This is a genomic window from Streptomyces sp. cg35 (assembly GCF_050410835.1).
Lineage (GTDB): Bacteria > Actinomycetota > Actinomycetes > Streptomycetales > Streptomycetaceae > Streptomyces.
In genome coordinates, this window is sequence record NZ_CP191268.1 from 5,236,451 (window position 1) to 5,248,921 (window position 12,471).

A 12,471-nucleotide genomic window follows, 5' to 3' on the forward strand; every position below is an offset into this window, starting at 1 on the left:
CGTACACCGCATTCCCCGTCCCGCAGGCCGGACCGGGAGGCTTACCGTCTCTTTAACAGGCCCTAGACTCCCGTGCGTACAGATCGTCGAACACGAACACGCGAGGGGCGACAGACGTGACGGGACCGACCGTGACCGTCATCGCGGCGGACACCTCCCACGGCTATGCCGACGACTATTTCCAGTCGTACTCGGTGGTCGGGCTGCTCGCCGTCGTCGGCGTGCTGTTCGTCGCCGTGGCCTTCGGCGCGGGACGGCTGCTCCGCCCGGTGGTCCCCACCCCGGAGAAACTCCTCACGTACGAATGCGGCGTCGACCCCGTCGGCGAGGGCTGGGCACACACCCAGGTCCGCTACTACGTGTACGCCTTCCTCTACGTGATCTTCGCGGTCGACTCGATCTTCCTCTTCCCCTGGGCGACGGTCTTCGCCGCGCCGGGCTATGGCGCGACGACGCTCGTCGAGATGTTCATCTTCCTCGGCTTCCTCGCCGTGGGCCTGCTGTACGCATACAAGAAGGGCGTCCTTACATGGACGTGAGCCGCGTGACCCCCGAGCCCGTGCCTGTTCTCCTCCCGGAGCCGAAGCGGCTTGGCGTGCTCTCGCGCCTGGCCCCCGAGCCGATGAAGGTGGTCCTGAACTGGGGCCGCCGCTACAGCTTGTGGGTCTTCAACTTCGGCCTCGCCTGCTGCGCCATCGAGTTCATCGCCGCGTCCATGGCCCGGCACGACTTCATCCGGCTCGGCGTCATCCCGTTCGCACCGGGGCCCCGCCAGGCCGACCTGATGGTCGTCTCCGGCACGGTCACGGACAAGATGGCCCCGGCCGTGAAGCGCCTGTACGAGCAGATGCCCGAGCCGAAGTACGTCATCTCCTTCGGCGCCTGCTCCAACTGCGGCGGCCCCTACTGGGACTCGTACTCGGTGACCAAGGGCGTCGACCAGATCATCCCCGTCGACGTGTACGTGCCCGGGTGCCCGCCCCGCCCGGAGGCGCTGCTCCAGGGCATCCTCAAGCTCCAGGAGAAGATCGCCCGCGAGTCGCTGGGGGAGCGCTACGCCTCCGCCGACGCGGCCGCCGGGCGCCCCTCCGCGGCGGCGCTGAGCAGCGGTCTCGTCCAGCCGCCCGCCGTGGGCGGTGACCGATGAGCTGGCTGCCGGACCCCGTCGAGGACCTGTTCGGCGCCGAGGCCACGGTCGAGGAGGCGTACGACCTGCTGACGGTCGACGTCCCGGCCGCCTCCTGGATCCCCGCCCTGGAGACGGCCCGTACGCGCCTCGGGTGCACGTACTTCGACTGGCTGAGCGCCGTCGACGAACCGGACACCGGCTTCCGCGTGTGCGCGCACATCGCGGCCGTGGGGCCCGGGTCGGTGCGGCGGCTGCTGCTCCGTACGACCGTGCCGCACTCCGCGCCGGTCCTCGCGTCCGCGGTCGGCGTGTACGCGGGCGCGGCCTGGCACGAGCGCGAGACGCACGAGATGTTCGGCATCGGCTTCGAAGGCCACCCGCACCTGGTTCCCCTGCTGCTGCCCGACAGCTTCGAGGGGCATCCGCTGCGCAAGGACTTCGTGCTCGCGGCGCGCGTCGCGAAGGCCTGGCCCGGCGCCAAGGAGCCGGGGGAGTCCGAGCACGGCGGGCCGAAGCGGCGCCAGATGCTGCCGCCCGGTGTGCCCGACCCGAACGAATGGGGTCCGCTGAAGGGCCAGTTGCCACCCGCTCCGGCGCGTCCGGCACGGGGTGCGCGCGCTGCCGGTGCGGGTGCCGCGGGGCGTGCGGGGGGTGCCGGACCGGCGGCCCCGGGTGAGCGTCCGGCCCGACGGACCCGCTCGGCGAGCGACGGCTCCGCGAGCCAGACGGCATCTGCTCCGGCCGCCGCTGAGACCCCGGCTGCTCCGGGGAGCCCGGCGGCACCGGCGCGCCCGGCGCGGCGGTCCCGGAGCGCGTCCCAGGGGTCGGCATCGCAGCGCCCGGCAGCCGGGTCGCCCGAGCCGGCCGAGCCGCCCGAGTCGGCCAAGCCGTCCGGCCCGACGGAGTCCGGTGCGGCGGAGCCAGGTGCGGCGGCGCCGAAGGCGCGGTCCAGCGACGCGCCCTGGCACCACGCCAAGCCGGCGTTCGACGAGGAGCCGAAGGCCGAGTCCGGCCCGAAGGGCGAGTCCGGGTCGACGATCGAGTCCGGTGCGAAGGGCGAGTCTGGTCCGGGGACCGAGTCCGGTCCGGAGACCACGTCTGGTCCGGGGACCGAGTCTGGTCCGGAGACCGAGTCCGGTCCGGGGGCCGAGTCTGGTCCGGGGGCCGAGTCCGGCCCGAAGACCGAGTCCGGTCCGAAGGCGTCACCCGGACCGGAAGCTCGACCCGACCCCCGGCCGGAACCCGAACCCCAGCCAGAGCCGGAACCCGAACCCCAGCCGGAACCCGAACCCCAGCCGGAACCCGAACCCCGGCCCGACGACACGACCGACAACGGAGGCACGCAGTGAACGACGCTCTCGACGTCGCCCTGCGCCTCGTCGTCGTCTTCGTCGCCTTCCTGGTGCTGCCCCTGGTCGTCGGCCAGACCGAGCACAAGGTCATGGCCCACATGCAGGGCCGGCTCGGCCCCATGTACGCGGGCGGCTTCCACGGCTGGGCCCAACTCGTCGCCGACGGCGTCAAGTTCGCGCAGAAGGAGGACGTGGTCCCGGCCGACGCCGACCGCCGTGTCTTCCAGCTCGCCCCCGCCGTCGCCCTGCTCCCGTACCTCCTCGTGCTGCTGGCGATCCCCGTCGGACCCGGCGACGGCGCGGTCGGCCAGGTCGTCGACGCGGGCATCTTCTTCGTGCTCGCGGTGATGGGTGTCGGCGTGCTCGGCTCGCTGATGGCGGGCTGGGCGAGCGCCAACAAGTTCTCCCTCCTCGGCGGTCTGCGCACCGCCGCACAGCTGCTCGCGTACGAACTTCCGATGCTGCTCGCCGCCGCCTCGGTCGCGATGGCCGCGGGCACGGTCTCGCTTCCCGGCATCCTCGACGCGTTCGAGTGGTGGTGGCTGCCCTGGCAGATCGTCGGTGCCCTGGTCTTCTTCGTGGCGGGCCTCGCCGAGCTCCAGCGCCCGCCCTTCGACATGCCGGTCGCCGACTCCGAGATCATCTTCGGCGCGTACACCGAGTACACGGGCCTGCGCTTCGCCCTGTTCCTGCTCGCCGAGTACGCGGGCATCGTCGTCCTGTGCGGCCTGACCACGGTCCTGTTCCTGGGCGGCTGGCACGGTCCGTGGGGCGCGGACGGGCTCGGCTGGGTCTGGACCCTCCTCAAGACCGCGGTCCTCGCCTTCGTCGTGATCTGGCTGCGCGTCTCGTACCCCCGCCTGCGCGAGGACCAGCTCCAGAAACTCGCCTGGACCACGCTCATCCCGCTCGCCCTCGCGCAGATCGCGCTCACCGGAATCGTGAAGGTGGCGATCAACTAGTGCCCCCGATCCCTGGCAGTGGCCTCGCCAAGGGCCTCGCCGTCACCCTGCGGACGATGACGAAGAAGACCGTCACCGAGCAGTACCCCGACGCCCAGCCCGAACTCCCGCCCCGTACCCGCGGCGTGATCGGCCTGTTCGAGGAGAACTGCACGGTCTGCATGCTGTGCGCCCGCGAGTGCCCCGACTGGTGCATCTACATCGACTCCCACAAGGAGACGGTCCCGCCCGCCGCCCCCGGCGGCCGCGAGCGCAGCCGCAACGTCCTCGACCGTTTCGCCATCGACTTCTCCCTCTGCATGTACTGCGGTATCTGCATCGAGGTGTGCCCCTTCGACGCGCTGTTCTGGTCCCCGGAGTTCGAGTACGCCGAGACGGACATCCGCGACCTCACCCACGAGCGCGACAAGCTCCGCGAGTGGATGTGGACGGTGCCCTCCCCGCCGGCCCTGGACCCGGCGGCCGAGGAGCCCAAGGAACTCGCGGCGGCCCGCAAGGCGGCGGAGAAACTGGCGGCGGCCCAGGCCGCGGCGGACGCGGAGCCGACTGCTTCCGCACCCGCCGCGTCCGACGGCCCCGGACCGGTCCGTCCTGGATCTGACGGCCCCGGACCGGCCCGTCCCGGATCTGACGGCCCCGGACCCGCCAGTCCCGGATCCGACGGCCCCGGAAAGGAGACGTCCTCATGACCCCCGCCGTATCGGCGGCATCGGCAGCCGTCACCACGGCCGCCGAGAGCCACGGGTTCCTCTCCCCGACGGGCGTCGAGATCGCCTTCCTCCTCGTCGGACTGGTCACCTTCGGCGCCGCGATCGTCACCGTCACCACGAAGCAGCTGGTGCACGCCGCCCTGTGGCTGGTCGTCGCCCTCGGTGGCCTCGCCGTCGAGTACCTCCTGCTCACCGCGGAGTTCATCGCCTGGGTGCAGGTCCTCATCTACGTCGGTTCCGTCGTGGTCCTCCTCCTGTTCGGACTGATGCTGACCCGCGCCCCCATCGGCCGGTCACCGGACGCGGACAGCCCCAACCGCTGGGCCGCCCTCGCCGTGGCCGTCGCCTCCGCGGCCGCCCTGGTCTGGGTCGTCGTCGACGCCTTCCGCACGACCTGGATCGATCTGGACGGCGCCGCCCAGGGCAACACGGCGGTGACCGGCTCCGTCCTGTTCCGCCACTGGGTACTGCCCTTCGAGGCCCTCTCGGTCCTCCTGCTGGCGGCCCTGGTCGGCGCGATCGTCCTGTCCCGCAAGAAGAACGCGGCCGAGGCCGACGAAACCGCCGCGGCTGCCGTCACCGGCCGGGAGGGCAACCGCTGATGCATCTCGCCTATCCCACCGTCCTCTCCTCCCTCCTCTTCTGCACGGGCCTCTACGGAGTCCTGGCCCGCCGCAACGCGATCCTCGTCCTGATGTCGGTCGAGCTGATGCTCAACGCCGTCAACCTGAACCTCGTCGCCTTCGACGTCTGGCTGCGCGACGCCCTGCACTCCGGGCAGGCCCTGACCCTGTTCACCATCGCCATCGCCGCCGCCGAGATCGGCATCGGCCTGGCGATCGTCCTGGCCGTCTACCGCAACCGCGGCACCTCGGACATCGACAAGCTCCGTGACGCCGCCGAGCCCCACGACCCGGACGACGACCCGCACGATCCCTCCGCCACCCCGGCGGCAGCCGACGTCGCGGACAAGAAGGCCGAGGCCACCGCGTGACCACCACGACCCTCGCCGTCCTCGTCCCCCTCCTGCCGTTCCTCGGCGCCGCCGCGGGCCTGCTCCTCGGCCGCACCGCCCCCGGCTTCGTCCGCCCGCTGGCCGTCCTGCCGACCCTGGCCGCCCTCGTGCTGGCCGTCGCCGTCGCCGTCCAGCAGGGCGGCGGCTCGGGCAACGGCACCGCGGCCCTCGACGCGCACACCGAGCTCACCCCGACCGGCTCCGTGCCGATCGAACTCGCCCTGCACATCGACGGCTTCGCCGCCCTCGTCGCCGTCCTGGTCGGCCTGGTCGCGACCTGCGTCCAGCTCTACTCGACGGGCTATCTCCGCGACGACCCGCGCTACCCCTCGTACGCGGCGCTCGTCTCGCTGTTCACCTCCGCGATGCTCCTCGTCGTCTACACCGGCGACCTGATCGTGCTGCTCGTCGGCTGGGAGGTCATGGGCATCTGCTCGTACTTCCTCGTCGGCCACTACTGGGAGACCTCCGAGGCGCGGGCCGCCTCCCTCAAGGCCTTCCTGGTCACGAAACTCGGTGACGTCCCCTTCCTCATCGGCCTGTTCGCGCTCGCCACGGACGCGGGCTCCTTCCGCATCACGACGATCCTGGGCAAGGTCACGAGCGAGGGCGGCCTCGACCACCCGACCCTGATCGCCCTGCTGCTCCTCGCCGGCGCCGCGGGCAAGTCGGCGCAGTTCCCGCTGCACACCTGGCTGCCCGACGCGATGGCGGGCCCCACGCCCGTCTCCGCGCTGATCCACGCCGCGACGATGGTCGCCGCCGGTGTCTACTTCGTCGCCCGCCTCCTCCCGGTCTTCGCCGCCTCCCGGGCAGCGATGATCGTGCTCGCCGTCATGGCCGCCGTGACCATGGCCGGCTCGGCCCTCGCCGCGCTCGCGCAGGACGACATCAAGCGCGTCCTCGCGTACTCGACGGTCGGCCAGCTCGGCTACATGACCGGCGCCCTGGCCGTCGGCGACCGCGACGCCGCCGTCTTCCACCTCCTCACGCACGGCGCCTTCAAGGCGCTGCTGTTCCTCGCGGCGGGCGTGATCATCCACGCCGCCGGCACCAACTCCCTGGCCGCGATGTCCCGCATGGGCAACCTCCGCGACCGCGTGCCCGACGCCTTCTGGACGATGACCGTGGCGCTGCTCGCGCTCGCCGCGATCCCGCCCTTCAGCGGCTTCTTCTCCAAGGAGGCCGTCCTGGGCTCCGCCGAGCACACGGCCACCGGCCATGAGCACGGCATCCCGGCCGCGTCCGGCTGGATCGTCCTCGTCGCGGGCCTGGTGACAGCCCTGCTCACCGCCGCCTACGCGACCCGTCTGTGGCTCCTCACCTTCAACGGCCGCGGAGCTGAGGCCCCCGACCACGGCAAGCAGCCGGCCGTGATGAACGCCGTCCTGTGGGTCCTCGCGATCCCCTCCCTCGCCTTCGGTCTGGCCACGGGCGTGCTGCCCGACTGGCTCGACGGCCGCTCCCTCACCCCGACGCTGACCACCTCCGTCCTCGGCACCGGCTTCGCGCTCGTCGGCGGCCTGGTCACGTACGCGGCCTGGCGCCACACCACCGCGATGGCCGCGCGCCGGATCCCGATGGGCGCGGTCGCCGTCGACACCGAGTCCGGCGACGGCGGCCTGGTCGAGGCCGAGGCCATCGCCAGCCACACCCCCGCCTACGGGGACATCGCGGCGGCTCCCGACCCGGCCGACCCCGGCCGTCTCCTGCTCGGCCCGCTGCACCGGCACGCCGCCGTCGGCTTCCACCTGGACGCCGTCTACGCGAAGCTCTTCGTCCGTCCCGTCCAGGCCGCGGCCGCACTGGTCCGCTTCCTCGACCGCACGGTCGTCGACACGTACGTACGCGCGGCGGCCGAAGCCCCCAAGGTGCTGGGCTGGGCCGTGCGCCGCGCCCAGACCGGAAACGTGCAGACCTACCTCAGCGCACTGCTCGCAGGCACCGTCGTCCTGGTGGTCGCCGTCGTCCTCGTCGCCACCGCCGGAGCGTGAGCAGCCGTGATCGATATCAGCGAATCCGTGATGCAGTTCCTTCTCGCATTGATCGTCGTCGGCCCGCTCATCGGCGCCGTCCTCGCCCTGCTCCCGGCCCCGCCCGGGCTGAAGGGGAAGTCCCCCGACCAGGCCGTGCTCCGCCACGGCGTGACCGTGACCGGCGCGATCCTCATCGCCGCGATCGTCCTCGCGCTCGGCTTCGACCACGACCACCCGTCGAGGATGCAGGCCACGACGGACATCAGCTGGATCCCGGCGCTGGACGTACGTATCCACCTGGGCATCGACGGCATCTCCCTCCCCCTTCTGGTGCTCACGGCGCTGCTGACGTTCCTGTGCGCGCTGTACTCCTACTTCAAAATGCCCGCGGGCCCCTCGCCCAAGGCGTTCGTCGCCCTGATCCTCGTCCTGGAATCGGGCACGCTGGCGACCTTCGCCGTGCTGGACCTCCTCCTCTTCTTCCTCGCGTTCGAGATGGTCCTCATCCCGATGTACTTCCTCATCGCCCGCTGGGGCGGTGCCGAACGGGCCGCGGCCGCCTGGAAGTTCATCCTCTTCACGCTGCTCGGCTCGGTCGTGATGCTGCTCGGACTCCTCCTTATCGGTGTTAAGTCGGGCACGTTCGACATGATGGCACTCGCCACTGACAACGGCCGGGGTCTGAGTACATCCGTGCAGGTCATCGCCGTTCTGGCGATCGGGATCGGGCTCGCCGTGAAGACCCCGATGTGGCCGTTGCACAGCTGGCTGCCGGACGCGCACACCGCCGCCCCCACCGTCGGCTCGGTCCTCCTCGCCGGCGTCCTGCTGAAGATGGGTACGTACGGATTCGTCCGGATCCTGCTCCCCATCGCCCCCGACGGCATGCGGGTCTTCGCGCCGTACCTCGCCGCCCTCGCCGTCGTCGGGATCATCTACGGGTCCCTGGCCTGCCTGAACCTGGCCAAGCAGGGTGCGAAGGGCGACCTCAAGCGCCTCATCGCGTACTCCTCCGTCGGCCACATGGGCTTCGTCCTCCTCGGCATCGCGACGATGAGCCCGACCGGCGTGAACGGCGCGCTGTTCGCCAACATCGCCCACGGCCTCATCACCGGCCTCCTCTTCTTCCTCGTCGGCGCGCTCAAGGACCGGGCCGGCACCAGCGACCTCGACACCCTCGCCGAGCAGGGCGGCATGGCCCTGTACGGCAAGGCACCGCGCCTCGGCGGCCTGCTCGCGTTCGCCGCCGTCGCCTCGCTCGGACTGCCCGGACTCGCCGGGTTCTGGGGCGAGATGCTCGCCCTGTTCGGCGCGTTCCGCCCCGCCGAGGCCCTCAGCCGCCCGGCCTTCCTCGTGTTCATGGCGATCGCCGCGTTCGGCACCCTGCTCACCGCCGCGTACATGCTCATCGTGGTCCGCCGCGTGTGCATGGGCCCGCGCCGGGAGGAGGCCGTGGCCGTCGCCGACGTGCGGGGGTACGAGTTCGCCGCCTGGACCCCGCTCGTCGCCCTCACCGTCCTCGCGGGTCTGTGGCCCGCCACCCTGCTCGGCCTCACGAACCCGGCCGTGCAGAAGCTCCTCGCAGGAGGCCTCCAGTGACCGCCGTCGCCGCGCCCTCCGTGGCCTCCCTCGTCCAGTCCGTCGACTGGGTCGCGATCGCGCCGCCGACGATCGCGGCGGTCGTCGCCCTCGTCGTCCTGGTCGCCGACCTGTTCGTGGGCGAGCGCCGCAAGCCGGTGCTCGGCTGGATCTCCGTCGCCGGCCTGGCCGCGGCCGCGCTCGCCCTGATCCCGCTGATCGGCGACGAGCGCTCCACGTTCTGCCTCACGAGCACGTCGTACGACGCCTGTAGTTACACGGCGGACCGCTTCACGCTCGTCGTCCAGTTCCTGGTCCTCGCGGGCGCGCTGCTCACCGCCCTGCTCTCGATCAGCACCCTGAAGGACGCGAAGAACGCGAACAAGCCGCTCCCCGAAGGCGAGTTCTGGTTCCTTCTCCTGTCCTCCGCCGCCGGTGCCGCCCTCCTGCCCGCCTCCCGCGACCTCGCCACGCTCGTCGTCGCCCTGGAGGTCGCCTCGCTTCCCGCCTTCGCCCTCGTGGGCATCAAGCGTGACGACAGGCGGTCCTCCGACGCGGCCCTGAAGTTCTTCCTGTCCTCGGTCACCGCGACCGCCGTGACACTCCTCGGCGTGAGCTTCGTCTACGCGACCACAGGCAGCCTGCACCTCACGAGGATCGCGTCCGAACTCACCCACGTGGACGGCCAGTTCCACACCCTCGCCCAGGCGGGCGTCGCCCTCACCCTCGTGGGCTTCGCCTTCAAGACGGCCGCCGTTCCGTTCCACTTCTGGGTTCCCGACACCTATGTAGGCGCGCCGCTGCCGATCGCCGCCTATTTGTCCGTCATCGGCAAGGCGGTCGGCTTCTCCGGCCTGATCCTCGTCACGGTCGTCGCGTTCCCGTCGTACGCCGACGTGTGGGGCCCGGCGCTCGCCGTCCTCGCCGCGCTGACGATGACCATCGGCAACGTCGCGGCCCTGCGCCAGCAGGCCACGCGCGCGTACAGCGCCGTACGACTCCTCGCCTGGTCCTCCGTCGGCCAGGCCGGCTACCTGCTGGTGCCGATCGCCGCGGCCGCGTACTCCCACGACCCCCAGAAGTCGATCGGCTCGACCCTCGCCTACGCCCTCATGTACGCCGCCGTGAACCTCGGCGCCTTCGCGGTGGCCGGACTCGTCGCCCGTACGAAGCCGCTGAACCGCCTCAGCGACTACCGCGGCCTGTACGCCTCGCGCCCGCTCGCGGCGCTCGTCCTGGGCTTCTTCCTGCTGTGCCTGGCGGGCCTGCCGCCGGGCATCATCGGGCTCTTCGCGAAGGTCACGGTCTTCTCGGCCGCCGTCGACGCGGGCCTCGGCTGGCTCGCCGTCGTCATGGCCGTGAACGTCGTCATCGCGCTCTACTACTACCTCCAGTGGACCGCGACGCTCTTCCGCGCCCCTGAAGGCGAGCCGGCCGCGTACCGCGCCTCCTGGCCGCTGACCGCCGCGATCGCCCTCACGGCCGTCATCGGAGCGGCCCTCTCCGGAGCTCCACAATTGATCCTTCACTTTGTGGACAGTGGACTGTTCTCGTGACCCAGCAGACTCCCAAAGCCCCGGTTTGGTACGTTTCTGGGTCGCCTCAAACAGGCACTCCCCCCACCCTCACCCTTCCCAGGAGCAACAGCGTGCTGACCGGTTTCAAGGACTTCATACTTCGCGGCAACATCGTCTCCATGGCGGTGGGCCTCGCCGTAGGGTCGGCCTTCACGGCCCTTGTGACCGCCTTCACCGCCGCGTTCATCACCCCCCTCCTCGGCTGGGCCACCGGCTCCATCGGCAACTACTCAGAGGCCTACTTCACGCTCGAAGGCGTCAAATTTCCCTACGGCAAGCTCATCAACGCCGGCATCGCCTTCCTGATCACCGCCGCGGTGCTCTACTTCGTGATCATCGTGCCGATGGTGAAGCTCCAGGCCCGCGCCGACCGCAACAAGCCCGTCGACATCAAGGCCGCCGTGCGCGACTGCCCCCGCTGCTTCAGCCAGATCCCCGGCATCGCCACCCGCTGCCCGAACTGCACCAGCGAGGTCAAGGCCGACGAGAAGGCCCTGGAGATCGCCGGCCTGCTGCCCGAGCCGCGCTGACCCGTACGGCCTACCGGCGCACCCCGCTCCCCGAGCGCGCACAAGGGAACTAGTCCCGCTCGTCTGGCGTTGACCAGTACGGGAGGGTCCACTGGACGGAGACACCACCGTCACCCGCACCGACCCGCGGGCCCAGTGGAAGCAGCGAGAAAGCAAGCAGTGGGTTCCCCTGCCGCACCATCAGGAGGACGTACCGTGCACCGCCGGCACAACGGGTTGAAGACAGCCGTACTCCTTGGGGGACTGTCCGCCCTCATCCTCGTCATCGGCAGCTTCTTCGGCCGTACGGGGCTCGTCATCGGACTGGTCATCGCGATCGGGACGAACGCGTACGCGTACTGGAACAGCGACAAGCTGGCCCTGCGCGCGATGCGTGCCCGCCCGGTCAGCGAGTTCGAGGCGCCCGCGCTCTACCGCATGGTGCGCGAGCTCTCCACGCAGGCCCGTCAGCCCATGCCGCGCCTGTACATCTCCCCGACGGAGGCGCCGAACGCGTTCGCGACGGGCCGCAACCCGCGCAACGCGGCGGTGTGCTGCACCGAGGGAATCCTGCGCATCCTGGACGAGCGCGAGCTGCGCGGCGTCATCGGGCACGAGCTCAGCCATGTCTACAACCGCGACATCCTGATCTCGTCGGTCGCCGGAGCCCTCGCCTCCGTGATCATGTTCCTGGTCAACTTCGCGTGGCTGATCCCGGTCGGCCGCTCGAACGACGACGACGGACCCGGCATCTTCGGGATGCTCCTGATCATGATCCTGGGCCCGCTCGCCGCCTCCCTCATCCAGCTCGCCATCAGCCGATCCCGGGAGTACGAGGCGGATGCCTCGGGCGCCCAGCTGACCGGGGACCCGCTGGCCCTGGCCAGCGCGCTGCGCAAGCTCGACGCCGGTACGAAGCAGCTCCCGCTGCCGCCCGAGCCGCGTATCGAGACGGCGAGCCACATGATGATCGCCAACCCCTTCCGTCCCGGTCAGGGGATGTCGAAGATGTTCTCCACCCACCCGCCCATGGCGGAGCGCATCGCCCGCCTCGAGCAGATGGCAGGTCGCCAACAGTGAAGACAATCCTGAACGTCATCTGGCTGGTCCTGAGCGGTTTCTGGCTGTTCCTCGGTTACTTGCTCGCGGGTGTGCTGCTCTGCATCACGATCATCGGCATCCCGTTCGGCATCGCGGCGTTCAGGATCGGCGTCTACGCCCTGTGGCCCTTCGGGCACACGACGGTCGAGCGCAGGGACGCGGGCGCGCCGTCCTGCGTCGGCAACGTGTTGTGGCTGGTCCTCGCGGGCTGGTGGCTCGCCCTGGCGCACATCTTCACCGGCATCGCCCTGTGCGTCACGATCATCGGCATCCCGTTCGGCATCGCCAACTTCAAGTTGATCCCTGTGTCGTTGATGCCGCTGGGCCGCGAGATCGTGAGCACGGACCAGCCGTTCGCGGCACGCTGAGGCGCGGCCGCCTGACATCGCAGAGCCCGGGGAGCCCGACAGCGTGAGGGCCCGAACGCCGCGCTGACGCCTCCGGAGACCCGAGAGGTGTGCCGCCCACCTCGACACGCCCCGAGCCCGCACACGCCGCTGGTACGGCCGCAGGCACCCCGCCCCATCGCTCCATCAGGCGCCCCTCCGCACCCTGCGGACGG

The 12,471-nt window shown here is 70.9% G+C and carries 13 protein-coding genes; all 13 read left to right on the forward strand.

What is annotated here, in order from left to right:
- Positions 1 to 116: 116 nt before the first annotated feature.
- The 13 genes from ACQUQD_RS23885 to ACQUQD_RS23945 all read left to right on the forward strand — a co-directional run bounded on the left by ACQUQD_RS23885 (position 117) and on the right by ACQUQD_RS23945 (position 12,277).
- Positions 117 to 539 carry an NADH-quinone oxidoreductase subunit A gene (locus tag ACQUQD_RS23885; protein WP_428954181.1) on the forward strand — a complete coding sequence of 141 codons (423 nt, stop codon included), beginning with the start codon at positions 117 to 119 and terminating at the stop codon, positions 537 to 539.
- Positions 530 to 1,147, forward strand: coding sequence for an NADH-quinone oxidoreductase subunit B (locus tag ACQUQD_RS23890; RefSeq protein ID WP_428954182.1), 618 nt, complete (start codon positions 530 to 532; stop codon positions 1,145 to 1,147). Before ACQUQD_RS23885 ends, ACQUQD_RS23890 begins: the two co-directional genes overlap by 10 nt.
- Complete coding sequence (locus ACQUQD_RS23895) at positions 1,144 to 2,478, forward strand: NADH-quinone oxidoreductase subunit C (protein ID WP_428954183.1); 1,335 nt, start codon at positions 1,144 to 1,146, stop codon at positions 2,476 to 2,478. Before ACQUQD_RS23890 ends, ACQUQD_RS23895 begins: the two co-directional genes overlap by 4 nt.
- Positions 2,475 to 3,443 (forward strand): complex I subunit 1/NuoH family protein, encoded by a 969-nt coding sequence (locus ACQUQD_RS23900; protein ID WP_428954184.1) that lies wholly within the window; start codon positions 2,475 to 2,477, stop codon positions 3,441 to 3,443. Before ACQUQD_RS23895 ends, ACQUQD_RS23900 begins: the two co-directional genes overlap by 4 nt.
- Positions 3,443 to 4,132, forward strand: a complete 690-nt coding sequence (locus ACQUQD_RS23905) for a 4Fe-4S binding protein (RefSeq protein WP_428954185.1) — start codon at positions 3,443 to 3,445, stop codon at positions 4,130 to 4,132. The genes ACQUQD_RS23900 and ACQUQD_RS23905 overlap by 1 nt, the downstream gene beginning before the upstream one ends.
- Positions 4,129 to 4,755 carry an NADH-quinone oxidoreductase subunit J family protein gene (locus ACQUQD_RS23910; RefSeq protein ID WP_428954186.1) on the forward strand — a complete coding sequence of 209 codons (627 nt, stop codon included), beginning with the start codon at positions 4,129 to 4,131 and terminating at the stop codon, positions 4,753 to 4,755. The genes ACQUQD_RS23905 and ACQUQD_RS23910 overlap by 4 nt, the downstream gene beginning before the upstream one ends.
- Entirely contained in the window at positions 4,755 to 5,147 is a 393-nt protein-coding gene (nuoK, locus tag ACQUQD_RS23915; protein ID WP_428954187.1) for an NADH-quinone oxidoreductase subunit NuoK, read from the forward strand. The genes ACQUQD_RS23910 and nuoK overlap by 1 nt, the downstream gene beginning before the upstream one ends.
- On the forward strand, positions 5,144 to 7,162 hold the full coding sequence (locus tag ACQUQD_RS23920; protein WP_428954188.1) for an NADH-quinone oxidoreductase subunit L: 2,019 nt from the start codon (positions 5,144 to 5,146) through the stop codon (positions 7,160 to 7,162). The genes nuoK and ACQUQD_RS23920 overlap by 4 nt, the downstream gene beginning before the upstream one ends.
- 6 nt (positions 7,163 to 7,168) lie before the next feature.
- Positions 7,169 to 8,743 (forward strand): complex I subunit 4 family protein, encoded by a 1,575-nt coding sequence (locus tag ACQUQD_RS23925; RefSeq protein WP_428954189.1) that lies wholly within the window; start codon positions 7,169 to 7,171, stop codon positions 8,741 to 8,743.
- Complete coding sequence (locus tag ACQUQD_RS23930; RefSeq protein ID WP_428954190.1) at positions 8,740 to 10,278, forward strand: NADH-quinone oxidoreductase subunit N; 1,539 nt, start codon at positions 8,740 to 8,742, stop codon at positions 10,276 to 10,278. The genes ACQUQD_RS23925 and ACQUQD_RS23930 overlap by 4 nt, the downstream gene beginning before the upstream one ends.
- A gap of 92 nt (positions 10,279 to 10,370) precedes the next feature.
- Entirely contained in the window at positions 10,371 to 10,829 is a 459-nt protein-coding gene (gene mscL, locus ACQUQD_RS23935) for a large conductance mechanosensitive channel protein MscL (RefSeq protein WP_428954191.1), read from the forward strand.
- A 195-nt stretch (positions 10,830 to 11,024) separates the two neighbouring features.
- Positions 11,025 to 11,888: a zinc metalloprotease HtpX gene (htpX, locus tag ACQUQD_RS23940; RefSeq protein WP_428954192.1), complete on the forward strand. Its 864-nt coding sequence runs from the start codon at positions 11,025 to 11,027 to the stop codon at positions 11,886 to 11,888.
- Positions 11,885 to 12,277 carry a YccF domain-containing protein gene (locus ACQUQD_RS23945; protein WP_428954193.1) on the forward strand — a complete coding sequence of 131 codons (393 nt, stop codon included), beginning with the start codon at positions 11,885 to 11,887 and terminating at the stop codon, positions 12,275 to 12,277. Before htpX ends, ACQUQD_RS23945 begins: the two co-directional genes overlap by 4 nt.
- Positions 12,278 to 12,471 lie beyond the last annotated feature (194 nt).

Bases quoted from the DNA above. Each gene is read 5' to 3' on its own strand.
- ACQUQD_RS23890 (WP_428954182.1), top strand. From the start codon at position 530: ATGGACGTGAGCCGCGTGACCCCCGAGCCCGTGCCTGTTCTCCTCCCG.
- ACQUQD_RS23895 (WP_428954183.1), top strand. From the start codon at position 1,144: ATGAGCTGGCTGCCGGACCCCGTCGAGGACCTGTTCGGCGCCGAGGCC.
- ACQUQD_RS23910 (WP_428954186.1), top strand. From the start codon at position 4,129: ATGACCCCCGCCGTATCGGCGGCATCGGCAGCCGTCACCACGGCCGCC.
- nuoK (WP_428954187.1), top strand. From the start codon at position 4,755: ATGCATCTCGCCTATCCCACCGTCCTCTCCTCCCTCCTCTTCTGCACG.